Raw genomic sequence first — 25,374 nt, forward strand, 5'->3', positions numbered from 1 at the left:
TCATCGCCCTAACTTACTACATTACCTACGCAGCCGCAGGCACCGTCTGTAACCCTTTGTGAAAGCTAGACTACACGAAGTTCGGACGATCCTGACGCAGTGGCCGATTGGAATTAACTATCGACCACCCCGCTTCACACCTTTCATTACCCTTTGAAGCCCCTGCCCAACAGGTATTGCTCCCGGGAACGGTCCCGTGACGACGACGGCTTGCGCATTTGCACCTTGTCGAACTTGCTGCGCACGTCCTTCAGGTACACGTCAAAACCTTCGCCCTGGAAAATCTTGATCAGGAAGTCGCCCCCGGGCTTGAGTACGCGGGTCGCCAGATCAAGGGCCAGCTCGCAGAGGAACATGGCACGCGGAATGTCCACCGCGGGCGTACCACTCATATTGGGGGCCATGTCGGAAATCACAAGGTCTACATGCGAATCGCCCACCGCTTCGAGAATGCGCTGCAGCACTTCGTCGTGGGTGAAGTCACCCTGAATGAAGGTCACGTCGGCGATCGAGTCCATTTCCAGAATGTCGGAAGCGATCAGGCGACCCTGGCCACCAATCAGACGACTGGTCACCTGGGACCAGCCACCAGGGGCCGCGCCGAGGTCGATCACGCTCATGCCTGGGCGGATAAGGCGGTCCTTCTCCTGGATCTCCAGCAGTTTGTAGCTCGCACGCGAGCGATACCCATCCTTCTGCGCCTGCTTCACAAAAGGGTCGTTGAAATGCTCTCGCAGCCAGTTTGCGCTGCTTTTGGAACGTTGTACCACGGGGCACCTCGATGATATGCGTCGTGATTGACTGGGCGGAGCCGGTGGCCCTCGGGTAAAATGCCGGTCAATTTTACAGAATCAGACGGAAAGGGTCAGATTATGCCGCTCAATAACGAGCAGAAGAAGCAATACAAGTCCATTGGTCATGACCTGAAGCCGGTCCTGATCGTTGCTGGCAACGGTTTGAATGAAGGCGTGATCGCCGAACTGGAGCGCGCTCTGGTCGACCATGAGCTGATCAAGGTCGAGATTCGCTCGGAAGACCGCGAAGAACGCGCCGAGACCATCGCCGAGCTGTGCAAGGCCGGCCGTGCCGAGCTGGTGCAGACCATCGGCAAGAAAGCCCTGATCTACCGCAAGAACCCACAGCCGAACAAGCAGCTGTCCAACATCCACCGTTACAAGTAACGGTAGCTCCGATCAGTGGCGCGGTGAACGCGCCCTGACCGGTACCGGCTGGGCCACCAGCACGATGCCGGAAAAGCCCAGCACCAGGAAGCAGAACATCTGCCAGCGCTCGCCCACGGAAATACCGTAGCGCAAGGTGTAATACCCCACGCAGGCCCCGAAGCCGAGCAACAGCATCTGGCCGCGGAACTGCCGCCACCAGGCCGCCAGGGCGTCCACCCTCGCCAGCACTGCCAGCTGGGTCAACAAGCCAAGCAACGCCACGCCGATCAACCAGCGGTCGATCTGCCCGGCGATATCCTGCACCAGCAGCGGGGCCAGGCCACTGACCTTGAGCGCAGGCACCAGCCCGACATGGAATACCCACAGGCCACCGACCCAGAAAACCTGGGCCAGTTGCCAGAGGATCCCCTCGAGGGATGGCGCCCGCAGGCGTCGGTCAGATGTGCTTGACTTCGACAATCTCGTACTCGACCGTGCCACTAGGCGTCTTGACGACGACAGTATCACCTTCTTCCTTGCCGATGATGGCACGGGCAATGGGTGCGCCGCTCGACAGCTTGCCCTGCTTCACGTCAGCTTCATCCTCGCCAACGATCTGGTAGGTCACCTCTTCATCGGTTTCGGTGTTGGCCAGTACCACGGTGGTACCGAAAATCACCTTGCCGGTGTGAGGGATGGTGGTCACATCGATGACCACCGAATTCTGCAGACGGCCTTCGATATCACGGATACGCGCTTCGACCATGCCCTGCTCCTCACGGGCGGCATGGTATTCGGCGTTTTCCTTGAGGTCACCCAGCTCACGCGCTTCACCAATGGCCTGACTCAGGCGCGGGCGCTCGGTCTTGCTCAGGAACAGGTGCTCTTCTTCCAGGGCGCGAGCGCCCTGGACGGTCATCGGGTATTTGGTAATGCTCATGCTTTCAGTCCTGCATGCAGATCCTGCAAGCGACGAACGGTCTTTTCCGGACCGAATTTCAGCGCTTCGCAGATGGCTTCACCAGCCGCAATGGTAGTGGTGCAGTAAATCTTGTGCTGCAGCGCATTGCGACGAATCGAGTAGGAGTCGGCGATCGACTGGCGACCTTCGGTGGTGTTGATGATCAGCGACACTTCGTCGTTCTTGATCATGTCGACCACGTGAGGGCGACCTTCGGTCACCTTGTTCACACGGCGCACTTTCAGGCCAGCCGCCTCGATAACCTTGGCGGTGCCGGCAGTGGCAACCACTTCGAAGCCCAGGGCGATCAGGTCGCGGGCAACGCCGGCCACTTGTGGCTTGTCGTCGTCGCGCACGCTGATGAACGCGGTACCGCCAGTCGGCAGCACTTCGCTGGCACCCATCTGGGCTTTGGCGAAGGCTTCACCGAAGCTGTCACCGACACCCATCACTTCACCGGTCGATTTCATCTCAGGGCCGAGGATCGGGTCAACCCCTGGGAACTTGGCGAACGGGAAGACGGCTTCCTTCACGCTGTAGAAGTTCGGGATGATTTCCTGGGTGAAGCCCAGCTCTTTCAGGGTTTTACCCGCCATGACACGGGCTGCGATCATCGCCAGGGACGTGCCGATGCACTTGGACACGAACGGTACGGTACGCGAGGCACGCGGGTTGACTTCGATCACGTAGATCTTGTCGCCCTGCAGGGCCAGCTGCACGTTCATCAGGCCGACTACACCCAGCTCCAGCGCCATTTTCTTGACCTGAACGCGGACTTCGTCCTGCACTTCCTTGCTCAGCGAGTAAGGTGGCAGCGAGCACGCCGAGTCGCCGGAGTGTACGCCGGCCTGCTCGATGTGCTGCATGATCGCGCCGATGACCACGTCGGTGCCGTCGCACACCGCATCCACGTCCATCTCGATGGCGCAGTTGAGGAAGTGGTCGAGCAGTACCGGGCTGTCGTTCGACACTTGTACCGCTTCACGCAGGTAGCGCTTGAGCTCGTCCAGCTCGTAGACGATCTCCATGGCACGGCCGCCCAGTACGTAGGACGGACGCACGACCAGCGGGTAGCCGATGCTGCCCGCAGCACGGATGGCTTCTTCTTCGCTGCGCACGGTGGCGTTTGGCGGCTGCAGCAGGCTCAGGCGCTGAACCATCTGCTGGAAGCGCTCGCGGTCTTCGGCGCGGTCGATGGCGTCAGGGCTGGTACCGATGATCGGCACGCCAGCCTCTTCCAGAGCGCGGGCCAGCTTCAGCGGGGTCTGGCCGCCGTAGTGAACGATCACGCCCTTCGGCTTCTCGACGCGGCAGACTTCCAGCACGTCTTCCAGGGTCAGCGGCTCGAAGTACAGGCGGTCGGAAGTGTCGTAGTCGGTGGAGACGGTTTCCGGGTTGCAGTTGACCATGATGGTCTCGTAACCGTCTTCACGCAGCGCCAGGGCGGCGTGTACGCAGCAGTAGTCGAACTCGATACCTTGGCCGATACGGTTCGGGCCGCCACCCAGGATCATGATCTTGTCGCGGGTCGACGGGTTGGCCTCGCACTCTTCCTCGTAGGTGGAGTACAGGTAGGCGGTGTCGGTGGCGAACTCGGCGGCGCAGGTGTCGACGCGCTTGTACACCGGGAACACTTCCAGCTTGTGGCGGTGGCGACGCAGGTTCTTGTCGGTGATACCCAGCAGTACTGCCAGGCGCTGGTCCGAGAAGCCCTTGCGCTTGAGGCGCAGCATGTAGTCCTTGTCGATTGCCGACAGGGCCAGGGTCTTGACCTTCTCTTCTTCCTTGATCAGGTCTTCCATCTGCACCAGGAACCACATGTCGATGCCGGTCAGATTGAAGATTTCTTCGCAGGTCATGCCCGAACGCATGGCGTCAGCCACGTACCAGATACGCTCGGCACCCGGCACGGTCAGTTCGCGCTTGAGGATGCTGGCGGCTTCCGGGCTGGCCAGGTCGACTTTCGGGTCGAGGCCGCAGGCGCCGACTTCCAGGCCGCGCAGGGCTTTCTGCAGGGATTCCTGGAAAGTACGGCCGATGGCCATGACTTCACCCACGGATTTCATCTGGGTGGTCAGGCGGGCGTCGGCTTTCGGGAATTTCTCGAAGGCGAAGCGTGGCAGCTTGGTGACGACGTAGTCGATCGAAGGTTCGAAGGACGCTGGGGTGCGACCGCCAGTGATGTCGTTCTGCAGCTCGTCGAGGGTGTAACCAATGGCCAGCTTGGCGGCGATCTTGGCGATCGGGAAGCCGGTGGCCTTGGAGGCCAGGGCGGACGAACGCGACACGCGCGGGTTCATCTCGATGACAACCATGCGGCCGGTGTTCGGGCAAATGCCGAACTGGACGTTGGAACCGCCGGTTTCCACACCGATTTCACGCAGCACCGCCAGCGAGGCGTTGCGCATGATCTGGTATTCCTTGTCGGTCAGGGTCTGTGCCGGGGCAACAGTGATCGAGTCACCGGTGTGCACACCCATCGGGTCGAAGTTCTCGATCGAGCAGACGATGATGCAGTTGTCCTTCTTGTCGCGGACCACCTCCATCTCGTATTCCTTCCAGCCGATCAGCGATTCGTCGATCAGCAGCTCTTTGGTCGGCGACAGGTCCAGACCACGGGTGCAGATTTCTTCGAACTCTTCACGGTTGTAAGCGATACCGCCGCCGGTGCCGCCCATGGTGAACGACGGGCGAATGATGCACGGGAAGCCGAGCTTCTCGAGGACCGCATTGGCCTCTTCCATGCTGTGGGCGATACCGGAGCGCGGGCACTCCAGGCCGATGTCCTTCATGGCCTTGTCGAAGCGCGAACGGTCTTCGGCCTTGTCGATGGTGTCAGCGTTGGCACCGATCATCTCCACGCCGAACTTCTCCAGAACGCCGTGGCGCTCCAGGTCCAGGGCGCAGTTCAGGGCGGTCTGGCCACCCATGGTCGGCAGGACGGCGTCCGGGCGCTCTTTCTCGATGATCTTGGCCACCGATTGCCACTTGATCGGCTCGATGTAGGTGGCGTCAGCCATGGCCGGGTCGGTCATGATGGTGGCTGGGTTGGAGTTCACCAGGATGACGCGGAAACCTTCCTCGCGCAGGGCTTTACAGGCCTGGGCGCCGGAGTAGTCGAATTCGCAGGCCTGGCCGATCACGATCGGGCCAGCGCCGAGAATCAGGATGCTTTTGATGTCTGTACGTTTTGGCATGGTGGTCACTCAAATCCGGGGTCAGTCGGCAAGCCGCTTTGAACAATCTGGGTCAGGCGCTGCCGGGCGCGGCAGGTGCCGGCCCGGGGCCTTGAAGCAGGATGCTCAGCGGCGCTTGGCCATGGCATCGGTGAAACGATCGAACAGAGGCGCGACGTCGGTCGGGCCCGGGCTCGCTTCAGGGTGGCCCTGGAAGCTGAACGCGCTCTTGTCGGTACGCTCGATACCCTGCAGGGTGCCGTCGAACAGCGACTTGTGAATGGCGCGAACGTTGCCCGGCAGGGTCGCCTCGTCAACGGCGAAACCGTGGTTCTGGCTGGTGATCATGACCACACCAGTATCCAGGTCCTGGACCGGGTGGTTGGCACCGTGGTGGCCGTGGCCCATTTTCACGGTCTTGGCGCCGGACGCCAGGGCCAGCAGCTGGTGGCCGAGGCAGATGCCGAATACCGGGATCTCGGTTTCGAGGATTTCCTTGATCGCCTGGATCGCGTAGTCGCACGGCTCAGGGTCACCAGGGCCGTTGGACAGGAACACGCCGTCCGGGTTGAGTGCCAGTACTTCGCTGGCCGGGGTCTGGGCTGGTACCACGGTCACGCGGCAGCCGCGGGCCACCAGCATGCGCAGGATGTTCAGCTTGACGCCATAGTCGAAGGCAACCACGTGGTACGGCAGGTCGGCAGCGTCGATGGTCGGGTGGCTGTCGGTTTTCAGCTCCCACACGCTGGAGCGCCACTCGTAACGTTCCTTGGTGGAGACGACCTTGGCCAGGTCCATGCCCTTCAGGCCCGGGAAGCCGCGGGCAGCAGCGATGGCAGCTTCTTCGCTGATGTTGTCACCCGCCAGAATGCAGCCGTTCTGGGCGCCCTTTTCACGCAGGATACGGGTCAGGCGACGGGTGTCGATGCCGGCGATGGCGACGACGTTGTTGGCCTTGAGGTACTCAGGCAGCGACTGGGTGTTACGCCAGTTGCTGGCCAGCAGCGGCAGGTCACGGATGACCAGGCCAGCGGACCAGACGCGGCTCGACTCGGCGTCTTCCGGGGTAGTACCGGTGTTGCCGATGTGCGGGTAGGTCAGGGTAACGATTTGCTGCGCGTAGGAAGGGTCTGTAAGGATTTCCTGGTAGCCGGTCATAGCGGTGTTGAATACCACCTCACCAACGGTCTGACCGTCGGCACCGATGGCTTCACCGCGGAAAATACTGCCGTCGGCAAGGGCGAGTATGGCTGGCTTTGTCAAGAAGACCTCCCGTAAATCAAGCATGAAAGGGCGATCGCAGGTTGCAAAAAAGCGGAGTGACGTATGGACACGTCACCCCGCTTTCATGTGCTGAATTCAATTCGCTGCGCGCTTTTAGTGGACACACTAAAGCTGTAGCTTACAGAAAAGTGTGTTTTCGGTCTACCGCGGATGTGTCTCTAAAACACATCAATGCGACAGACTGACATCTGTGTTGGCTTCTGCGCGGGCTGGTGCGCCCCCACAGGGATCGCACCAGCCCAAGAGCAACGCCGCACCTGTGGGAGCGGGCAAGCCCGCGAAGAAGCCAACACCACACTTACGGCTTAACGCAGCTCAAGCACATCCTGCATGTCGTACAGCCCCGGCTCGCGCCCGTCCAGCCACAGCGCCGCACGCACGGCACCCTTGGCGAAAGTCATGCGGCTGGAGGCCTTGTGGGTGATTTCCAGGCGCTCGCCTTCGGCAGCGAACAACACGGTGTGATCGCCCACCACATCGCCGGCACGCACGGTAGCGAAACCGATGGTTTTGCGATCACGCGCGCCGGTTTGCCCTTCACGGCCATACACGGCCACTTCCTGCAGATCACGGCCCAGCGCATTGGCAACCACTTCACCCATGCGCAGTGCAGTACCCGACGGCGCATCGACCTTGTGCCGGTGGTGCGCCTCGATGATTTCGATATCGACATCATCGCCCAGCACCCGCGCAGCCATATCCAGCAGCTTGAGGCTAAGGTTGACCCCCACGCTGAAGTTGGCGGCGAACACGATTGGAATGTCCTTGCCAGCCTCAGCCAACAACTGCTTCTCTTCGACTGTAAAACCGGTCGTGCCGATGATCATCGCCTTGCCGTGCTTGCGGCAGAACGCGAGGTTTTTCAGGGTCACCGAGGGATGAGTGAAGTCGATCAGTACATCGAACTCGTCGGCAACCTTGGCCAGGTCGTCGGACAACAGCACGCCAATTCGGCCAAGTGCCGCCAGCTCTCCGGCATCAGCCCCGACCAACGAGCTGTCAGGGCGATCGATCGCCGCAGTCAGCCCCGCGCCCGGGGTTTGTTGCACGGCTTCGATGAGGGTTTTGCCCATCCGCCCCGCCGCGCCCATCACTGCAATACGTCGCATAACCTGTTCCTTGTCAGAGATCGCCGAAGAAGCGCTTCACACCATCGAACCAGCCGCTGGCCTTGGGCGAGTGGGAACTGTCACCTTCCAGCGAATCACGCAGCTCTTCGAGCAGCTCGCGCTGACGGCGACTGAGATTGACCGGGGTTTCTACGGCCACACGGCACAGCAGGTCACCCGCACCACCACCACGCACCGGGGCAACACCCTTGCCACGCAGACGGAACTGCTTGCCGGTCTGGGTGCCTTCCGGAATCTTCAGCTTCACGCGACCATCCAGGGTCGGCACTTCCAGCTCGCCACCCAGGGCAGCATCGGTGTAGCTGATCGGCACTTCACAGTACAAATGCTTGCCATCGCGCTGGAAGATTTCGTGCTCACGCACGCTGATCACCACGTACAGGTCGCCAGTCGGGCCACCATGAGTACCGGCCTCGCCCTCACCCGACAGACGGATGCGGTCGCCGGTATCGACACCTGCCGGCACCTTGACCGACAGCGTCTTGTATTCCTCGACACGCCCTTCACCATGGCACGAAGTGCACGGGTCGGTAATGATCTTGCCTTGGCCATGGCAGCGCGGGCAGGTCTGCTGCACCGAGAAGAAGCCTTGCTGCATGCGCACCTGGCCGATGCCGCCACATGTCGGGCAGGTCGACGGGGTCGAACCCTTCTTGGCACCGGAACCGTCGCAAGGCTGGCAGTTGACCAGGGTGGGCACGCGGATACTGACCGTGGTGCCACGCACCGCTTCTTCCAGGTTCAGCTCCAGGGTGTAGCGCAGGTCGCTGCCGCGCTGGGCACCGCCTCGACCACCACCGCGACCACCGCCACCGAAGAAGTCGCTGAACACATCGCCGAAGATGTCGGAGAAATTGGCACCACCAAAGCCGGCACCACCGCCACCCATGCTTGGGTCGACACCTGCATGGCCATACTGGTCGAAGGCCGCACGCTTGCTCGCGTCTGACAGCACTTCGTAGGCCTCGTTGGCCTCCTTGAACTTGTCTTCCGATTCTTTATCGCCCGGGTTGCGGTCCGGGTGGTACTTCATCGCCAAACGGCGGTAAGCCTTCTTGAGGTCCGCTTCAGTGGCGCCGCGCTCGACACCCAGGACCTCATAATAATCACGCTTGGACATAGGTCATTTGCACCTTGTTGGGCGTGTGGCATCTGCGCCACGCCATCAGCACCCGCCCGCTACCCATTAAGAGCCACTGACAGATGCTGTAAAAATTCTCGAATTCCAGATACGCCAACGCGGGAGCAAGCCCCCGCGCGGCGACATCCTACCAGCTCACCGGCAAACGACGGTGAACCGGCCGACAACATGCAGGGATTACTGCTTGTTGTTGTCTTTCACTTCTTCGAACTCGGCGTCAACCACGTCATCGTGCTTGGCTTCCGGCTCGGCCTGCTGCGCGCCACCCTGAGGCTGTTCAGCCGACTGCTCGGCGTACATCTTCTGGGCAACCGGGGCAGAGACCTTGGACAGCTCTTCAACCTTGGCGTCGATGGCAGCCTTGTCGTCGCCTTTGACAGCGGCTTCCAGGGCAACAACGGCGGCCTCGATGGCGGTTTTCTCTTCAGCGGTAACCTTGTCACCTGCGTCAGCGACCATCTTGCGGGTCGAGTGTACCAGCGCGTCACCCTGGTTACGGGCAGCAGCCAGCTCTTCGAACTTGCGGTCTTCCTCGGCGTTGGCCTCGGCGTCACGCACCATACGCTCGATCTCTTCGTCCGACAGGCCGGAGTTGGCCTTGATCACGATCGACTGAGTCTTGCCGGTGGCCTTGTCTTTCGCACCTACGTGCAGGATGCCGTTGGCGTCGATGTCGAAGGTCACTTCGATTTGCGGCACGCCGCGCGGTGCTGGCGGAATGTCAGCCAGGTCGAACTTGCCCAGCGACTTGTTCTGCGCAGCCTGCTTACGCTCACCTTGCAGCACGTGAATGGTCACGGCGCTCTGGTTGTCGTCGGCAGTCGAGAACACCTGCGACTTCTTGGTCGGGATGGTGGTGTTCTTCTCGATCAGCGCGGTCATCACGCCGCCCATGGTTTCGATACCCAGGGTCAGCGGGCTGACGTCCAGCAGCAGGACGTCTTTCACGTCACCGGCCAGTACCGCACCCTGGATGGCAGCACCCATGGCAACGGCTTCGTCCGGGTTGACGTCCTTGCGCGCTTCTTTACCGAAGAAGTCGGCCACTTCTTTCTGCACCAGCGGCATGCGGGTCTGACCACCGACCAGGATCACGTCGTCGATCTTGCTGGCGTCGATGCCGGCGTCTTTCAGGGCGATGCGGCAAGGCTCGATGGTACGCTTGACCAGGTCTTCGACCAGCGACTCCAGCTTGGCGCGGGAGATCTTCACGTTCAGGTGCTTAGGACCGGTGGCATCTGCAGTGATGTACGGCAGGTTGACGTCGGTCGACTGAGCGGACGACAGCTCGATCTTGGCTTTTTCTGCGGCTTCTTTCAGACGCTGCAGGGCCAGAGGATCGTTCTTCAGGTCCATGCCCGACTCTTTCTTGAACTCGTCGACAAGGTAGTCGATCAGGCGCATGTCGAAGTCTTCGCCACCCAGGAAGGTGTCGCCGTTGGTAGCCAGTACTTCGAACTGGTGCTCACCGTCGACTTCGGCGATTTCGATGACCGAAACGTCGAAGGTACCACCACCCAGGTCATAAACGATGACGGTGTGGTCGCCCTTGGCCTTGTCCATGCCGTAAGCCAGTGCAGCGGCAGTCGGCTCGTTGATGATGCGTTTTACGTCCAGGCCAGCGATGCGGCCGGCGTCTTTGGTCGCCTGACGCTGGCTGTCGTTGAAGTAGGCCGGAACGGTGATGACCGCTTCGGTGACTGGCTCGCCGAGGTAGTCTTCGGCGGTCTTCTTCATTTTCTTCAGGACTTCGGCACTGATCTGCGGCGGAGCCATTTCCTTGCCAGCAGCCTCGACCCAGGCGTCACCGTTGTTCGCCTTGACGATCTTGTACGGCACCAGCTTGATGTCTTTCTGCACGACATCTTCTTCGAAGCGGCGGCCAATCAGGCGCTTCACTGCGAACAGGGTGTTGTGCGGGTTGGTGACTGCCTGGCGCTTGGCCGACTGGCCGACCAGGATTTCGCCATCGTTGGCGTAGGCCACGATCGAAGGGGTAGTACGCGCACCTTCGGCGTTTTCGATGACTTTGACGTTACCGTTTTCCAGAATGGAGACGCACGAGTTGGTGGTCCCCAGGTCGATACCGATGATTTTACCCATGTTAACTCTCCCGAAACTTGAATTTGGTAGCAGCGACTACTTTGGCCAACTGCGGTAATACTTGAAGGCTTGACACCTAGATGGGGATGCCCCGAAGGATTTCAAGCCTTTTCATTGATCGAGGGTTGCGCCGCGCTCGGCGCCTTGCTGACCACCACCATGGCGGGGCGCAGCAGGCGGCCGTTCAGCAGGTAACCCTTCTGGAACACGTTCAACACGCTGTTTGGCTCGACCTCGGCGTTTTCCTGCATGGCCATGGCCTGGTGGTGCTCAGGGTTGAACGGCTGGCCGTGCGGGTCGACGGCTTCAAGGTTGTAGCGCTTGAGGGTGTCCTGGAACATCTTCAGGGTCAGCTCGACACCTTCGCGGATCTGCTTGACGTGCTCATCGTCGGCACTGGAGTGAGCCAGGGCCAGTTCCAGGCTGTCGATCACCGGCAGCAAGTCGCTGGAGAACTTCTCCAGGGCGAACTTGTGGGCTTTCTCCACATCCTGCTCGGCACGACGACGTACGTTCTGCAGGTCGGCTACGGCGCGCAGCGCCTGGTCCTTGGCTGCGGCCAGCTGTTCCTCGAGCTCCAGAACACGGGTATCAGCTGCATTGCCTGCACCGGTTTCTTCCACGTTAAGGTCTTTCTCGTTCAGCTGCTCATCAGCCATGGGGTCTCTCCTGCGCAATTTTGTGGACTGCGAGCCAGGCTCGCCTTGGATGTCGGCTATATGGGGCCGGAAAAACCAGGTTCAAGGGGCAAGGTAGTTTTCAAGACTGCAACATAATCTGCGAAGGGGCATTGGCAGGCCTGAAAAAAGTACTGTATAAATAACCAGACCTGATTTCCGGGAGCCGACCCCATGCTGGTGCACCTGTCCATTCACAACTACGCCATCGTCGAGCACCTCGACCTCGAAATCGCCCGTGGCATGTCCGTCATCACTGGCGAGACCGGCGCCGGCAAATCGATCATGCTCGACGCTCTCGGCCTTGCCCTGGGCGACCGTGCCGACAGCGGCGTGGTGCGCCCCGGCACCGACAAGGCAGACATCCTGGCCACCTTCGACCTGGTGGACATTCCCGAAGCGCACACCTGGCTGGCCGAGCGCGACCTGGACAACGAAGGCCTGTGCATCTTGCGCCGGGTGATCACCGCCGAAGGCCGCAGCCGCGGCTACATCAACGGCACGCCCTGCCCGCTCGGCGACCTCAAGGCGCTGGGCGAACTGCTGATCGATATCCACAGCCAGCACGAGCACCAGTCCCTGCTCAAGACCGACACCCACCGTCGCCTGCTTGACGAGTATGCCGGCGCCGTCGACCTGGCCCGCCAGGTACAGCTTGCAGCCAAGCGCTGGAATCAGACCCGCCTGGAGCTGGAGCGCCTCTCCAACTCGGGCGACGAGCAGCGCGCCCGCCACCAGCTGCTCAGTTACCAGCTGGAAGAACTGGACAACCTCGGCCTGGGCGAGCACGAACTGGAGCAGCTGGAACAGGAACACAAGAACCTGACCAGCGCCGAAGCCCTGTTCGGCATCTGCCGCCAGGTCATCGACCAGTGCAGCGAAAGCGATTCGGGCAATGTGCTCAGCGCCCTCACCTCCAGCCTCAACCGCCTGGGTGCCGCCACCAATTCGCCCAAAGCGCTGAGCGAAGCGGCCAACCTGATCGCCAGCGCGCAGATTCAGGTCGAGGAAGCCGTGGGCGAACTCAACCGCTTCCTCGACAACTTCGACGCCGACCCGATACGCCTGCAAGCCCTGGAAGAGCGCCTGGACACCATCTACACCCTGGCGCGCAAACACCGGGTGCACCCCACCGAACTGCCCCACCTGCAACAGCAACTGATGGAGGAGCTGGAAGGCCTTAACGCCAGTGACGAGTCGATCGAGCGGCTGGGCGAAGAGCTTGCCGCCTACGCCCAGCACTATAAAGAGAAGGCGGGCGAACTCAGCGGCCTGCGCCAGCAAGCAGCGCAGCAGCTGGCAGGCGCGGTGGAGCAGGAAATCCAGCGCCTGGGCATGCCTGGCGGGCGCTTCTGCATCGAACTGACAGCGAACGAAGGCACCGAGCTGTCACCCCATGGCCTGGAGCAGATCGAACTGCTGGTCAGTGCCAACCCTGGCCAGCCGCTCAAGGCCCTGGCGAAGGTGGCGTCGGGTGGCGAACTGTCGCGTATCAGCCTGGCGATCCAGGTCATTACCGCGCAGACCTCGCGCATTCCCACCCTGGTGTTCGACGAAGTCGACGTGGGTATTGGCGGGCCAACGGCAGAAATCGTCGGCCAACTGCTGCGGCGCCTGGGCGAACGCGGCCAGGTACTGACCGTGACCCACCTGCCGCAGGTGGCGGCGCAGGGGCATCACCATCTGTTCGTGCACAAGGTGCGCAACAGCGACACCACCCACACCGCCGTGGCTAGCCTTGGCAAGCGTGAGCGCGTGGAAGAAGTGGCGCGGATGCTCGGCGGGATCGACCTGACCAAGGAATCCCTGGCCCATGCACGCAAGATGGTGGTGAGCGGCAAGGCCTGAGCCTTGCTTTTCCAGGACGATTCGCGGGCACAGACAACACATCTTTTAGCCCCAGAAAGCACAAAGGCGACCCGAAGGTCGCCTTTGCTATCCATAACGAAAAACCGTTACTTCTTCTTACGCACGTACAGGACCAGATTGTGGTCCACCAGCTCGAAGCCATGCTCGGCTACGATTTCGCGCTGGCGCTTCTCGATTTCGGCATCCATGAATTCGATGACTTCACTGGTATCCACGTTCACCATGTGGTCGTGGTGACCGCCATCGGCCAGCTCGAACACTGCATGACCGCCGTCGAAGTTGTGGCGAACCACCAGACCCGCCGCCTCGAACTGGGTCAGCACGCGATAGACGGTGGCCAGGCCTACATCCTCGCCAGCCTCCATCAGCGCCTTGTAGACATCCTCTGCACTCATGTGACGCTGCTCGGTAGAGTCGAGCATCTGAAGGATCTTGACTCGAGGCAGGGTCACCTTGAGACCGGCTTTGCGCAATTCGCTATTTTCAACCATGGTCAGCTTTCTCGCCGATGCTGCTTCGCAGCTTCTCTTAATACGGGTATGATCGGGGTTTACGTTGTCCAGCCAAGATAGTGGAAGTCGCCCACCGATGCAAAACACCAAGCTCTTGCTAACCAGCCTCACCCTAGTGGGACTGCTCGCACTCGCCGGTTGCTCGTTTCCCGGGGTTTACAAAATCGACATCCAGCAGGGCAATGTCGTCACGCAAGACATGATAGACCAATTACGCCCGGGAATGACCCGCCGGCAAGTAAGGTTTATCATGGGCAACCCGCTGATTCAGGACACTTTCAACACCAATCGTTGGGATTACCTGTACAGCCTGCAGCCTGGTGGCGGTAAACGTCAGCAAGAACGCATGAGTGTATTTTTCAACGAAAGCGATCAACTGGTCAGCCTGTCTGGCGACTTCATGCCAGGCGTAAGCCGCGATCAGGAAATCCTCGGCGGCAGCAGCGATACCACCGTCAGCCCGGCCACCGAGCCAGGCCAGACCGAACAGCCGGCAGCGCAACCTGAAGAAAAACCGGCCAAGCCTGGTTCGACCGAAGAGTCCATCCAGCGCGAGATCGACACCATCGAGACTACCCCGGTCCCGACCCCGGCACCGCTGGAAACCCGCTAAGCGGGAACATCAGATGCAAAAAAGCCCGGACTTGGTCCGGGCTTTTTTGTTTGCGCCTTATACGTCAGGCATTCAATTGCTTGGCACGCTGGCAGAACGCATCGACCAGCGTATTCGCCGCCTGATTGAATAGCGGGCCCAACGTGGCGCGCACAATCGGCCCGGCGTAATCGAAGGACAGGTCCAGGCTGATCTTGCAGGCTTTTTCACCCAGCGGCTTGAACACCCAAACACCATGCAGCTGGGTGAACGGCCCTTCTTCGAGGTTCATTTCGATGGACTGCCCCGGCACCAGCACGTTACGCGTCACGAAGTGCTGGCTCATGCCACCCTTGGCCACTTCGAGCTTGGCACGCATGTGTGTATCGCTGGTTTCGATCACCGTCGAGGCCGAGCACCACGGCAAAAACTCAGGGTAGCTGGCCACATCATTGACCAGATCGTAAAGCGCCTGGGCGGGGTATGGCAGCAGGGCGGAGCGTTGAATATGGGTAGTCATCCAGGCGTCACTTCCAAGGCTGGGTGGCGGCGCTTCGCAGCGTGCCGAAAACAGGTTCTGTGCGTATGACAGGGTTTGTATTGTCCGGTATTCATTCCAGTGGCTCAAGCACACCGAAATCCCATAGCGGACGACGCGCGGACTTGCCTATAATGCCGCCCCTATGGCTAAGCAAAAAAAACATCCGACCGGGACCATCGCGCAAAACAAGAAAGCGCGACACGATTACTTCATCGAACACAAGTTCGAGGCCGGGCTGGTCCTGTCCGGCTGGGAAGTAAAAAGCCTGCGAGCCGGCAAGGCGCACCTGACTGACAGCTACGTGCTGCTCAAGGACGGTGAGGCCTGGCTGTTCGGCAGCCACATCACCCCGCTGACCACGGCCAGCACCCACGTCATCGCCGACCCTACACGCACCCGCAAGCTGCTGCTGAACAAGCGCGAGCTCGAGCGCGTGGAAGCGGCCGTGGCGCAAAAAGGCTACACCTGTGTGGCTTTGGCGCTGTACTGGAGCAAGCACCTGATCAAGTGCGAAATCGCACTGGGCAAGGGCAAGAAGGAATTCGACAAGCGCGACACCATGCGCGAACGCGATTCCAACCGCGAGCTGCAGCGGGCTGTGCGGAACAAGGGCAAGGAAGAGTAACTACTCTTCAACCTGTTCCGGCCTCTTCGCGGGCAAGCCCGCTCCCACAGGAATGGCACCAGATTCAAGCCCGGCGCCTATCCTGTGGGAGCGGGCTTGCCCGCGAAGAGGCCGGTACTGCCCATAAAAGCCTCAGCGCCCGCTGCGCCGCTCTGCCCGCGCCACCCGCTGGGCTTCTTCGTGCGCCTCATGCAGCACCTCCTGCACATACAAAATGTGCCGGCTGGACACCTCCCGCGCATCCTCCGCCCTGCCCTCGACAATCGCCAGGTACAGTTCCCGGTGCTGGCTGATCAGCATGTCCCGGGTTTCGGTGCGCTGCTGGTACATGCCGCCGATGTTGGTCACCACGTTGCGCTTGAGCAGGTCGAACAGCCCCCGGATGGTGTGCAGCAACACCGCGTTATGACTGGCCTCGGCGATCGCCAGGTGGAAGCGCGCATCAGCCGCGCCCTCTTCCGCACGGGTCACCTCATCGACCCTGGCATAGCAGTCCTGCAGCGCATCGAAGGCCGCCTTCAACCGTGCCCGGTCCGGCTCGGTGGCACGCTGGGCAGCGTAATAGGCGCAGGACGCCTCCAGGGTATGGCGGAACTCGAGCAGGTCACGCTGCGCTTCGGCACTGTGCTCGAGCAGCTGCAGCAACGGGTCGCTGAAGGTGGACCCCAACGACTCCGCCACAAAATTGCCCCCGCCCTGACGGCTGACCAGCAGCCCCTTGGCCACCAGCTTCTGGATCGCCTCACGCAGTGACGGGCGGGACACACCAAACTGCTCGGCCAGGACGCGCTCGGCCGGCAGCCGCTGCCCCGAGGTCAGCGTGCCTTCCAGAATCATCCCTTCCAGCCGATCGACAATGTCGTCGGACAGGCGCCGTTGGCGTACCTGATCAAAAACCATCACATGCTCTCCACAAACCCCCGGCAAATTTCAGGGGGTGCCTATTCTCGCCGATCCAGGCCACGCAAACACCCATCAAGCCGCGATTTTCCCAGCACATCAGATGCCCGCTCATCGGTACGCGACCAAAGTTTTGCACAGGACAAATTGACACACCCACGGCAGCGCTTTTAACCTAGCGTCCAGCCATTGTAAATTGGTCTTACCAATTATCCAATGCCAGTGCCTGACCAACAACAATTAGGGGCCACCCCATATGCAAACCTGGCAACAACTCTATAGCCCGCTTGGTAGTCTTGGCCTGTCCGCACTGGCGGCGGTCATCCCTATCGTGTTCTTCTTCCTGGCCCTCGCCGTGTTCCGCCTCAAGGGCCACGTAGCGGGCAGCATCACCCTCGCGCTGTCGATCCTGGTGGCGATCTTCGCCTTCCAGATGCCTGTCGACATGGCCCTCGCCGCCGCGGGTTACGGCTTCCTCTATGGCCTCTGGCCAATTGCCTGGATCATCGTTGCCGCGGTGTTCCTGTACAAACTCACGGTCAAGAGCGGCCAGTTCGAAGTGATCCGCAGCTCGGTGCTGTCGATTACCGACGACCAGCGCCTGCAAGTGCTGTTGATCGGCTTCTGCTTCGGCGCCTTCCTCGAAGGTGCGGCAGGCTTTGGCGCACCGGTGGCCATCACTGCCGCACTGCTGGTGGGCCTGGGCTTCAACCCGCTGTACGCTGCCGGCCTGTGCCTGATCGCCAACACCGCGCCAGTGGCCTTCGGCGCCCTGGGCATCCCGATCATCGTGGCCGGCCAGGTCACCGGTATCGACGCCTTCCACATCGGCGCCATGACCGGCCGCCAGCTGCCGCTGCTGTCGCTGTTCGTGCCGTTCTGGCTGGTGTTCATGATGGACGGCCTGCGTGGCGTGAAGGAAACCTGGCCTGCCGCCCTGGTCGCCGGCCTGAGCTTTGCCGTCACCCAGTACTTCACCTCGAACTTCATCGGCCCGGAACTGCCAGACATCACCTCGGCACTGGCCAGCCTGATCTGCCTTACCCTGTTCCTGAAAGTCTGGCAGCCCAAGCGTGCGTTCAGCGAGGCCAAAGGCAGTGTCGGCGCAGCCGTTGTGCAGCCAAGCGGCAGCCAGCCTAGCCCGTACAGCTTTGGCGAGATCTTCAAGGCCTGGTCGCCGTTCCTGATCCTCACCGTGCTGGTCACCATCTGGACCCTGAAGCCGTTCAAGGCGGCTTTCGCGCCGGGCGGCGCGATGTACAACTTCGTGTTCAACTTCGCCATCCCGCACCTCGACCAGCTGGTGATCAAGACCGCACCGATCGTTGCCGCGCCGACCGCCATGCCGGCGGTGTTCAAGCTCGACCCGATCTCCGCCACCGGCACCGCGATCTTCCTTTCGGCGCTGATCTCGATGGCGGTGCTGAAGATCAACTTCAAAACTGGTCTTACCACTTTCAAAGAAACCTTCTGGGAACTGCGCTGGCCGATTCTGTCGATCGGCATGGTGTTGGCCTTCGCCTTCGTCACCAACTACTCGGGCATGTCCTCGACCATGGCCCTGGTGCTGGCCGGTACCGGCGCCGCGTTCCCGTTCTTCTCGCCGTTCCTCGGCTGGCTGGGCGTGTTCCTGACCGGCTCGGACACCTCGTCCAACGCCCTGTTCAGCTCGCTGCAGGCCACCACCGCGCACCAGATCGGGGTCAACGACACCCTGCTGGTGGCGGCCAACACCAGCGGCGGCGTAACCGGCAAGATGATCTCGCCGCAATCGATCGCCGTGGCCTGCGCCGCTACCGGCCTGGTCGGCAAGGAATCCGACCTGTTCCGCTTCACCGTCAAGCACAGCCTGTTCTTCGCCACCATCGTCGGCCTGATCACCCTGGTCCAGGCTTACTGGCTGACCGGCATGCTGGTTCATCACTAAAGTGAAAGGGGCCGGGCGCCGTCGCGCGCCCGGCACTCCCACAAGCAACGCTGCGAGAATCCATGATCATTTCTGCCTCTACCGACTATCGCGCCGCGGCCCAACGCAAGCTGCCCCCCTTCCTGTTCCACTACGCTGACGGCGGCGCCTACGCCGAGCACACCCTGCGCCACAACGTCTCGGACCTGGCCGGCATCGCCCTGCGCCAGCGCGTGCTGAACAACATGTCCGAGCTCAGCCTGGAAACCAAGCTGTTCGACGAAACCCTGAGCATGCCGGTGGCCTTGGCCCCGGTCGGCCTCACCGGCATGTACGCCCGCCGTGGCGAAGTGCAGGCCGCACGCGCAGCGGCGGCCCATGGCATCCCGTTCACCATGTCGACTGTGTCGGTGTGCCCGATCGAAGAAGTGGCACCCGCCATCAACCGGCCGATGTGGTTCCAGCTGTATGTACTCAAGGACCGCGGCTTCATGCGCAATGCCCTGGAGCGCGCCAAGGCCGCCGGCGTCAAGACCCTGGTGTTCACCGTGGACATGCCCGTACCCGGTGCCCGCTACCGCGACGCCCACTCTGGCATGAGCGGCAAGAACGGCCCGCTGCGCCGCGTGCTGCAAGCCATGACCCACCCCGAGTGGGCATGGGATGTGGGCGTGATGGGCCGCCCGCATGACTTGGGCAACATCTCCAAATACCGTGGCAACCCCACCGGCCTTGCCGACTACATCGGCTGGCTGGGCAACAACTTCGACCCGTCCATTTCCTGGAAAGACCTGGAGTGGATCCGCGAGTTCTGGGACGGCCCGATGATCATCAAGGGCATTCTCGATGCCGATGACGCCCGCGATGCGGTCAAGTTCGGTGCCGACGGTATCGTGGTGTCCAACCACGGCGGCCGCCAGCTCGACGGCGTGCTGTCCAGCGCCCGTGCCCTGCCGGCCATTGCCGACGCGGTCAAAGGCGACCTGAAGATTCTGGCCGACTCGGGCATTCGCAGCGGCCTGGACGTGGTGCGCATGATCGCCCTGGGTGCCGACACCGTACTGATCGGCCGCGCCTTCCTTTACGCCCTTGCCGTGCATGGCCAGGCCGGCGTGAAAAACCTGCTTGAGCTGTTCGAAAAGGAAATGCGCGTGGCCATGGTGCTGACCGGTGCCAAGTCGATCAGCGAGATCACCCGCGACTCGCTGGTACGCGAACTGGGCGCCTGAACGCCTGCAAGAACCACCGCCTGAATGACCCGGGGCATGTAGCGCACAGACGCCACAGCCCCGCGAGGAGACTGCATGAGCCTGCCCGCCGCGTTCCTGCGTGATGCCGAGCGCCTGATCCCCGCCGAACGCCGCTTCGACGACCCCACCTCCACCCTGGCCTTCGGCACCGACGCCAGCTTCTACCGCTTGATCCCCAAGCTGGTGGTGCGCGTCGAGTCCGAGGACGAAGTGGTCGGCCTGATCAAACTGGCCCAGCGCGAGCGGGTGCCGGTCACCTTCCGCGCTGCCGGCACCAGCCTGTCTGGCCAGGCCATCAGCGACTCGGTGCTGATCGTGCTCGGCGATAACTGGAACGGCCGCGAAATTCGTCGCCAGGGCGAGCAGATTCGCCTGCAACCCGGCGTGATCGGCGCCCAGGCCAACGCCTGGCTGGCCCCCTTCGGGCGCAAGATCGGCCCCGACCCGGCCTCGATCAACGCCTGCAAGATCGGCGGCATCGTCGCCAACAACGCCAGTGGCATGTGCTGCGGCACCGCGCAGAACACCTACCACACCCTGGCGGGCCTGCGCCTGGTGCTGGCCGACGGCACCCGCCTGGACAGCGAAGACCCGGCCAGCGTCGCCGCCTTCGAAAGCAGCCACGCCGAGCTGCTGGAAGCACTGGCCCGCCTGGGCCGCGAAACCCGCGCCAACACCGCGCTGGCCGAGCGCATCCGGCACAAATACCGGCTGAAGAACACCACGGGCCTGTCACTGAACGCACTGGTGGACTACGACCAGCCGCTGGACATCCTGCAGCACCTGCTGGTCGGCTCCGAAGGCACGCTGGGCTTCATCAGCGCCGTCACGTACGACACCGTGCCCGACCACCCGCACAAGGCCAGCGCCCTGCTGGTGTTCCCCAGCGTTGAAAGCTGCTGCCGCGCGGTACCCGTGCTCAAGCAGCAGCCGGTCTCGGCCGTAGAACTGCTCGACCGCCGCAGCCTGCGCTCGGTGCAGAACATGCCCGGCATGCCGCTGTGGGTAAAAGGCCTGTCGGACAATGCCTGCGCCCTGCTGATCGAATCCCGCGCCGCCAGCCAGAGCCTGCTGCACGAGCAACTGCAGCAGATCATGGCCTCGATCGCCGACTTCCCCCTGGAACAGCAGGTGGACTTCAGCGAAGACCCGGCCGTGTACAACCAGCTGTGGAAAATCCGCAAGGACACCTTCCCCGCCGTCGGCGCTGTGCGCCAGACCGGCACCACGGTCATCATCGAAGACGTGACCTTCCCCGTCGAGCAACTGGCCGAAGGCGTCAACCGCCTGATCCAGCTGTTCGACAAGCATCACTATGACGAAGCGATCATTTTCGGCCATGCGCTGGAAGGCAACCTGCACTTCGTCTTTACCCAGGGGTTCAACAGCGCCGAAGAAGTCGCCCGTTACCAGGCGTTCATGGACGACGTGGCGCAGCTGGTGGCGGTGGAGTTTGGCGGCTCGCTCAAGGCCGAGCACGGCACCGGGCGCAACATGGCGCCCTTCGTGGAGCTGGAGTGGGGGCACGACGCCTACCAGCTGATGTGGAAGCTCAAGCGCCTGCTCGACCCCAACGGCATCCTCAACCCCGACGTGGTGTTGAGCGAAGACCCGGATATCCACCTGAAAAACCTCAAGCCGCTGCCTGCCGCCGACAAAATCGTCGACAAGTGCATCGAGTGCGGCTTCTGCGAACCGGTGTGCCCGTCCAAGGACCTGACCCTCAGCCCGCGCCAGCGCATCGTCATGTGGCGTGACATCCAGGCCAAGCAACGCGCTGGCATCGATACCCGTGAACTGATGCAAAGCTACCAGTACCAGGGCATCGACACCTGCGCCGCTACCGGCCTGTGCGCCCAGCGCTGCCCGGTCGGCATCAACACCGGCGAGCTGGTGAAGAAACTGCGCAGCCAGGCCGCCGACCACGCTAAAACCGCCGATTGGCTGGCCGAGCATTTCCACACTGCCCTAAGCGGTGCGCGCCTGACCCTGACCGCCGCCAACACCGCACGCAAGCTGCTAGGCGCCCCGCGCCTGGGCCGCCTGAGCGCCTCGCTGAGCAAAGCCAGCAAAGGCCGCCTGCCCCAATGGACCCCGGCCATGCCGCAACCGCTTCGCCCGCTGGCCTTCGGCGCCACCAGCAACGACGCCCGCCCCCGCGTGGTGTACCTGGCCGCCTGCGTTTCCCGGGTAATGGGCCCGGCCTATGCCGACCGCGAGCAAAGCTCGCTGCTGGACAAAACCCGCGCCCTGCTGGAAAAGGCCGGTTACCAGGTGGTGTTCCCCGACAACGCCGACAGCCTGTGCTGCGGCCAACCGTTCGCCTCCAAGGGCTACCCCGAGCAGGCCGAACACAAACGCCAGGAGCTGATCACCGCCCTGCTGCACGCCAGCCGCGGCGGCCTCGACCCGATCTATTGCGACACAAGCCCCTGCACCCTGCGCCTGGTGCAGGACCTGAGCGACACCCGGCTGGACCTGTACGACCCCGTGCGCTTCATCCGCACCCACCTGCTCGACCGACTGGAGTTCACCCCCCAGGACGAACCGGTAGCTGTGCACGTGACCTGCAGCACCCAGCACCTGGGCGAAAGCCAGGCCTTGATCGACCTGGCGCGGCGTTGCAGCAAACAGGTGGTGATCCCGGAAGGTATTCATTGCTGCGGGTTTGCCGGTGACAAAGGCTTTACCACCCCCGAGCTGAACGCCCACTCGTTGCGCAGCCTGAAGGACGCCGTGCAGTATTGCAGCGAAGGTATTTCCACCAGCCGCACCTGCGAGATAGGCCTGTCGAGCCACAGCGGCATCGACTACCACGGCCTGGTCTACCTGGTAGACCGCGTCACCCGGCCACGCAGCCTCTAACGCGTTGATATAGGTGGGGAGCGCTGCGTAGGAGCGGGTTTACCCGCGAAGAGGCCGGTCCTGCTGGCCAATCCCCACCCACTGTCCACCGCAGCCACCACCGCATTCGCGGGTAAACCCGCTCCTACGCAGATTGGTGGTGCCCACACATCGGTGGGTGTACACAGCCCGCCGTATGCGCGGTAAACCCGCGAACACCGGCAACGCCGGTGCCATCCCTACTTCAATATCGCCCCGCCACCATCCCGATGGAACCCCCGCCAATCCCCCGCAGTCCACCTTACAGGCCCACCTTCCAGAGGCCCCAGAGGAGACACCCATGAAAGGTACCGCACTTTCGGCCCTGTTCGCGGCCGCCACCCTGCTGGCTTCGCCGGTGTTCGCCGCCGATGACCTCTGCGCCGCCAACCTGCAAAAGATCGACGACACCATGGCTACCGCCGGCGCCACCGCCGAAGGCCTGGACAAAGCCATCACCGAGCACGTCGACAAAGCCAAGGCCGCCCAGGCCTCGGGCGACACCAAGGAATGCATTGCCATTACCAGCAAAGTCCTGGAGCGCCTGGAAAAAACCGAGAAAGGCAGCGGTAGCAGCAGCGGCGGCGCGTGAGCCCAAAAGCGGGCGACTGGACCGGCTGTCGACGTCGCCCGCGCAATGGCGTATACTCCGTCTCACGTACCGTAAGGTGCGGTAGCGTAACGCTAGCGTGGGGCCGATTAGGATTCGACGCCGGTAGCGAAACTCTAGGTGCATGCCGAGTTGGTAACAGAACTCGTAAATCCACTGTTGCAACTTTTATAGTTGCCAATGACGAAAACTACGGCGCGGAGTACAAGCTGGCTGCGTAAGCAGTCCTCTTGACCCGTTGCTTCTGGTAGCTTCGGCTCCAGCAATCACTAGGGGATGCCTGTAAACCCGAACTGATTGTCATACAGAACAGGATCGTCGCGTAGCACGTTGTGGGCGAAGTGACTAAAACTTACACAACTCATCCAAAGCACCCTGCCCGTCGGGCGGCTGCGGATTAAATCAGTAGACACGGCTAAGCATGTAGTACCGACAGCGGAGTACTGGCGGACGGGGGTTCAAATCCCCCCGGCTCCACCAAATCCAAAGAAGAAGACGCCCTCGGGCGTCTTTTTTTGTGCCTGGAATTTGGGCGCTGCGGGTCGAAAAATCGGATTTAACCCCTTTCTTGTAGGGCGTTTCCCAAAGATACTGCCTGCGCCTGTTTTCCGTTGCGGTCATTTTTTCAGGGTTTTAGTCTCGGTGGGTCGTTGCTCATCAACGACCGGCTTTGACAGGCCGCAACGATACACAGCGCGCATAACCGTTCATGGCGGTTGTGCATGGGGCACGCTTGCGTGCGCCGGTTTCTGTGTTCGCCGGTCTGTCAACCCATGCACAGCTGCCACCATTCCGTTTGACAGCGGGTTGGCGGTGGCCCCTATCGAGAACACAGTAAAATGCTAAAGATCGTTCCTGACCCGCCTCACCACCTCCACTCCCTGGAAGACACGATCATGATGGCCTCGGACTACGCGCTCTGTGCAGAAGCCGTAGCCCAGCAGGCAATACTGATGCAGCCCAAGTCACCCGCATCGGTTTTGATCATGGCCTCGATGCACGAGCTTGAAACCCTGCGGCGGCTACTCGAATCCGCGCTGACGCAAATACAGCAAACAACCAACCCGCAACCGATGCATTGATTCGCATACCGAGCGGAAAAACTGTGGAAGCCCGGCTTACCGGCGCATCAGCACAACCAGGGAAACTGAACAATGACAACCGAAGACACCCAATGCACAGTCGGTAAAACCATCTTCTTTCAAGGTGAAAACCAGACCCACCCACTGTTCCGCATCGAAGCAGGCATTCCTTGCCAAAACGCCCGCGAACAGGCCTCGGAACTGATGGGCTATGCGCGGGACCTGACCATCGACGGACTGATGGAAGACAAGCCCAAACTGATCTGGGCGGCGCACTACCTCTGTGCTTTGGGCAAAGCGCTACTGGATGATGCCGAACTCGGCATGATGCGTTGAATCACGCACCGCGATGCTTAAAGGGGTCATCGTCAGCCGCTTGGCCCCTTTTACGCCACACGATCAACGCCGAGGGATGCGGTCTTTCTCAGCAACCGTCGCATTTATGCGCCGCAGCATCGCCATCAACCCACCATGCAATCCGGTGCGCCTCGGCTTACGTCCCGCCAGTTGCTGCTGGATGAGCGCTCCCGGTCCGTTGTAGATCTCTTCGAATGTACCGTCACGGTTCATGCGAATGCCCAGGTAATAATCAGGCACATGGTGTACCGGGAAAGTCAGGCTCGTGCCAAAGGTGGTCTTGATCTGAACATTTCGCCCTCGTAGCAGACCGCATCAGGGAGCTTCGTCAGCCCTTCGTTCTGCGTCAACTTGTAAGCTAGGCTGGCAACCACTTCCTCACTATCACCGACTAAACGGCCATCCAGAGTGAACGGTTTGCCAGGGTAGGTCGACTGCAACTGGGAGACGGCTGCGAGCAGCCCTTCAGATGCCTTTTGGATTTTCGCCTCGGTCTTCAGGTCAATCAAATCTCGCGATGCTCGCATAGCCTTGCCCTATGACCGGCTACATCAGAATCTTGTTTTCACTTCAATAACCTTGCCATGCAAGCAGTATCATTGAACTGCCAGC

At 61.6% G+C, this 25,374-nt stretch carries 22 protein-coding genes, 1 other RNA gene and 1 pseudogene; 11 read left to right on the plus strand and 13 right to left on the minus strand.

Annotated elements, in window-relative coordinates; all coding sequences use genetic code 11:
• Positions 1-146: 146 nt before the first annotated feature.
• On the minus strand, positions 147-770 hold the full coding sequence (gene rlmE, locus LU682_RS25735) for a 23S rRNA (uridine(2552)-2'-O)-methyltransferase RlmE (RefSeq protein ID WP_003249947.1): 624 nt from the start codon (positions 768-770) through the stop codon (positions 147-149).
• 102 nt (positions 771-872) lie between these two features.
• Here rlmE and yhbY point away from each other — a divergent pair, with 102 nt between their 5' ends.
• Entirely contained in the window at positions 873-1,181 is a 309-nt protein-coding gene (yhbY, locus tag LU682_RS25740; protein WP_003249945.1) for a ribosome assembly RNA-binding protein YhbY, read from the plus strand.
• A 12-nt stretch (positions 1,182-1,193) separates the two neighbouring features.
• Here yhbY and LU682_RS25745 read toward each other — a convergent pair whose 3' ends face one another.
• From LU682_RS25745 to grpE, 8 genes are all read right to left on the minus strand, one after another.
• Positions 1,194-1,643 carry an MFS transporter gene (locus LU682_RS25745; RefSeq protein ID WP_232857527.1) on the minus strand — a complete coding sequence of 150 codons (450 nt, stop codon included), beginning with the start codon at positions 1,641-1,643 and terminating at the stop codon, positions 1,194-1,196.
• A complete protein-coding gene (greA, locus tag LU682_RS25750; protein WP_024717413.1) occupies positions 1,621-2,097 on the minus strand; it encodes a transcription elongation factor GreA in 477 nt (158 codons plus the stop codon). Before greA ends, LU682_RS25745 begins: the two co-directional genes overlap by 23 nt.
• Positions 2,098-2,099: 2 nt before the next feature.
• Complete coding sequence (gene carB / locus LU682_RS25755; RefSeq protein ID WP_010955363.1) at positions 2,100-5,321, minus strand: carbamoyl-phosphate synthase large subunit; 3,222 nt, start codon at positions 5,319-5,321, stop codon at positions 2,100-2,102.
• A gap of 105 nt (positions 5,322-5,426) precedes the next feature.
• The gene (gene carA, locus LU682_RS25760; protein ID WP_010955364.1) at positions 5,427-6,563 is read right to left on the minus strand and encodes a glutamine-hydrolyzing carbamoyl-phosphate synthase small subunit; all 1,137 of its coding nucleotides are present in this window, start codon (positions 6,561-6,563) and stop codon (positions 5,427-5,429) included.
• A gap of 326 nt (positions 6,564-6,889) precedes the next feature.
• Positions 6,890-7,693, minus strand: a complete 804-nt coding sequence (dapB, locus tag LU682_RS25765) for a 4-hydroxy-tetrahydrodipicolinate reductase (RefSeq protein WP_003249933.1) — start codon at positions 7,691-7,693, stop codon at positions 6,890-6,892.
• Between the two features lie 13 nt (positions 7,694-7,706).
• Complete coding sequence (dnaJ, locus tag LU682_RS25770) at positions 7,707-8,834, minus strand: molecular chaperone DnaJ (RefSeq protein WP_010955365.1); 1,128 nt, start codon at positions 8,832-8,834, stop codon at positions 7,707-7,709.
• 198 nt (positions 8,835-9,032) lie between these two features.
• Positions 9,033-10,958 (minus strand): molecular chaperone DnaK, encoded by a 1,926-nt coding sequence (gene dnaK, locus LU682_RS25775; RefSeq protein ID WP_010955366.1) that lies wholly within the window; start codon positions 10,956-10,958, stop codon positions 9,033-9,035.
• 101 nt (positions 10,959-11,059) lie between these two features.
• Entirely contained in the window at positions 11,060-11,617 is a 558-nt protein-coding gene (gene grpE / locus LU682_RS25780) for a nucleotide exchange factor GrpE (RefSeq protein WP_010955367.1), read from the minus strand.
• A gap of 192 nt (positions 11,618-11,809) precedes the next feature.
• On the opposite strand from grpE, the gene recN reads away from it, so the two are divergent.
• Positions 11,810-13,483 (plus strand): DNA repair protein RecN, encoded by a 1,674-nt coding sequence (gene recN, locus LU682_RS25785; protein ID WP_232857528.1) that lies wholly within the window; start codon positions 11,810-11,812, stop codon positions 13,481-13,483.
• Between the two features lie 107 nt (positions 13,484-13,590).
• Here the strand turns inward: recN and fur are convergent, their stop codons facing one another.
• Entirely contained in the window at positions 13,591-13,995 is a 405-nt protein-coding gene (gene fur / locus LU682_RS25790; protein ID WP_003249922.1) for a ferric iron uptake transcriptional regulator, read from the minus strand.
• A gap of 97 nt (positions 13,996-14,092) precedes the next feature.
• On the opposite strand from fur, the gene LU682_RS25795 reads away from it, so the two are divergent.
• Entirely contained in the window at positions 14,093-14,629 is a 537-nt protein-coding gene (locus LU682_RS25795; protein ID WP_010955369.1) for an outer membrane protein assembly factor BamE, read from the plus strand.
• Between the two features lie 64 nt (positions 14,630-14,693).
• On the opposite strand, the gene LU682_RS25800 is transcribed toward LU682_RS25795, so the two are convergent.
• On the minus strand, positions 14,694-15,128 hold the full coding sequence (locus LU682_RS25800) for a type II toxin-antitoxin system RatA family toxin (protein WP_003249916.1): 435 nt from the start codon (positions 15,126-15,128) through the stop codon (positions 14,694-14,696).
• Positions 15,129-15,291: 163 nt separating this feature from the next.
• Between LU682_RS25800 and smpB the strand changes: the two genes are divergently transcribed.
• Entirely contained in the window at positions 15,292-15,774 is a 483-nt protein-coding gene (gene smpB / locus LU682_RS25805) for an SsrA-binding protein SmpB (protein WP_003249914.1), read from the plus strand.
• 132 nt (positions 15,775-15,906) lie between these two features.
• Here smpB and LU682_RS25810 read toward each other — a convergent pair whose 3' ends face one another.
• Positions 15,907-16,674, minus strand: coding sequence for an FCD domain-containing protein (locus LU682_RS25810; RefSeq protein ID WP_010955371.1), 768 nt, complete (start codon positions 16,672-16,674; stop codon positions 15,907-15,909).
• A 256-nt stretch (positions 16,675-16,930) separates the two neighbouring features.
• Between LU682_RS25810 and LU682_RS25815 the strand changes: the two genes are divergently transcribed.
• From LU682_RS25815 to LU682_RS25845, 7 genes are all read left to right on the plus strand, one after another.
• On the plus strand, positions 16,931-18,601 hold the full coding sequence (locus tag LU682_RS25815; RefSeq protein ID WP_010955372.1) for a lactate permease LctP family transporter: 1,671 nt from the start codon (positions 16,931-16,933) through the stop codon (positions 18,599-18,601).
• Between the two features lie 62 nt (positions 18,602-18,663).
• Positions 18,664-19,809, plus strand: coding sequence for an FMN-dependent L-lactate dehydrogenase LldD (lldD, locus tag LU682_RS25820; RefSeq protein ID WP_003249907.1), 1,146 nt, complete (start codon positions 18,664-18,666; stop codon positions 19,807-19,809).
• A gap of 75 nt (positions 19,810-19,884) precedes the next feature.
• Positions 19,885-22,695 carry an FAD-binding and (Fe-S)-binding domain-containing protein gene (locus LU682_RS25825; protein ID WP_060489769.1) on the plus strand — a complete coding sequence of 937 codons (2,811 nt, stop codon included), beginning with the start codon at positions 19,885-19,887 and terminating at the stop codon, positions 22,693-22,695.
• 319 nt (positions 22,696-23,014) lie between these two features.
• Entirely contained in the window at positions 23,015-23,305 is a 291-nt protein-coding gene (locus LU682_RS25830; protein ID WP_010955374.1) for a PA2433 domain-containing protein, read from the plus strand.
• Between the two features lie 99 nt (positions 23,306-23,404).
• Positions 23,405-23,803: a transfer-messenger RNA gene (ssrA, locus tag LU682_RS25835) on the plus strand.
• A gap of 359 nt (positions 23,804-24,162) precedes the next feature.
• Positions 24,163-24,405 (plus strand): hypothetical protein, encoded by a 243-nt coding sequence (locus tag LU682_RS25840; RefSeq protein ID WP_010955375.1) that lies wholly within the window; start codon positions 24,163-24,165, stop codon positions 24,403-24,405.
• A 72-nt stretch (positions 24,406-24,477) separates the two neighbouring features.
• Positions 24,478-24,741, plus strand: coding sequence for a DUF3077 domain-containing protein (locus LU682_RS25845; protein WP_003249898.1), 264 nt, complete (start codon positions 24,478-24,480; stop codon positions 24,739-24,741).
• Between the two features lie 63 nt (positions 24,742-24,804).
• Here the strand turns inward: LU682_RS25845 and LU682_RS30105 are convergent.
• Positions 24,805-25,289 (minus strand): annotated as a pseudogene (locus LU682_RS30105) (DUF6998 domain-containing protein).
• Positions 25,290-25,374 lie beyond the last annotated feature (85 nt).

This window comes from Pseudomonas alloputida, from assembly GCF_021283545.2.
In the GTDB taxonomy this organism is placed as follows: Bacteria; Pseudomonadota; Gammaproteobacteria; order Pseudomonadales; family Pseudomonadaceae; genus Aquipseudomonas; species Aquipseudomonas alloputida.

What these genes read in the sequence shown, in the direction of transcription:
- smpB (WP_003249914.1), top strand. Translation starts at nt 15,292, where the DNA reads ATGGCTAAGCAAAAAAAACATCCGACCGGGACCATCGCGCAAAACAAG.
- LU682_RS25815 (WP_010955372.1), top strand. Translation starts at nt 16,931, where the DNA reads ATGCAAACCTGGCAACAACTCTATAGCCCGCTTGGTAGTCTTGGCCTG.
- LU682_RS25830 (WP_010955374.1), top strand. Translation starts at nt 23,015, where the DNA reads ATGAAAGGTACCGCACTTTCGGCCCTGTTCGCGGCCGCCACCCTGCTG.
- LU682_RS25800 (WP_003249916.1), bottom strand. Translation starts at nt 15,128, where the DNA reads ATGACTACCCATATTCAACGCTCCGCCCTGCTGCCATACCCCGCCCAG.
- LU682_RS25825 (WP_060489769.1), top strand. Translation starts at nt 19,885, where the DNA reads ATGAGCCTGCCCGCCGCGTTCCTGCGTGATGCCGAGCGCCTGATCCCC.
- fur (WP_003249922.1), bottom strand. Translation starts at nt 13,995, where the DNA reads ATGGTTGAAAATAGCGAATTGCGCAAAGCCGGTCTCAAGGTGACCCTG.
- dapB (WP_003249933.1), bottom strand. Translation starts at nt 7,693, where the DNA reads ATGCGACGTATTGCAGTGATGGGCGCGGCGGGGCGGATGGGCAAAACC.
- dnaK (WP_010955366.1), bottom strand. Translation starts at nt 10,958, where the DNA reads ATGGGTAAAATCATCGGTATCGACCTGGGGACCACCAACTCGTGCGTC.
- recN (WP_232857528.1), top strand. Translation starts at nt 11,810, where the DNA reads ATGCTGGTGCACCTGTCCATTCACAACTACGCCATCGTCGAGCACCTC.
- LU682_RS25840 (WP_010955375.1), top strand. Translation starts at nt 24,163, where the DNA reads ATGCTAAAGATCGTTCCTGACCCGCCTCACCACCTCCACTCCCTGGAA.
- LU682_RS25810 (WP_010955371.1), bottom strand. Translation starts at nt 16,674, where the DNA reads ATGGTTTTTGATCAGGTACGCCAACGGCGCCTGTCCGACGACATTGTC.
- lldD (WP_003249907.1), top strand. Translation starts at nt 18,664, where the DNA reads ATGATCATTTCTGCCTCTACCGACTATCGCGCCGCGGCCCAACGCAAG.
- dnaJ (WP_010955365.1), bottom strand. Translation starts at nt 8,834, where the DNA reads ATGTCCAAGCGTGATTATTATGAGGTCCTGGGTGTCGAGCGCGGCGCC.
- LU682_RS25845 (WP_003249898.1), top strand. Translation starts at nt 24,478, where the DNA reads ATGACAACCGAAGACACCCAATGCACAGTCGGTAAAACCATCTTCTTT.
- grpE (WP_010955367.1), bottom strand. Translation starts at nt 11,617, where the DNA reads ATGGCTGATGAGCAGCTGAACGAGAAAGACCTTAACGTGGAAGAAACC.
- LU682_RS25795 (WP_010955369.1), top strand. Translation starts at nt 14,093, where the DNA reads ATGCAAAACACCAAGCTCTTGCTAACCAGCCTCACCCTAGTGGGACTG.
- yhbY (WP_003249945.1), top strand. Translation starts at nt 873, where the DNA reads ATGCCGCTCAATAACGAGCAGAAGAAGCAATACAAGTCCATTGGTCAT.
- carB (WP_010955363.1), bottom strand. Translation starts at nt 5,321, where the DNA reads ATGCCAAAACGTACAGACATCAAAAGCATCCTGATTCTCGGCGCTGGC.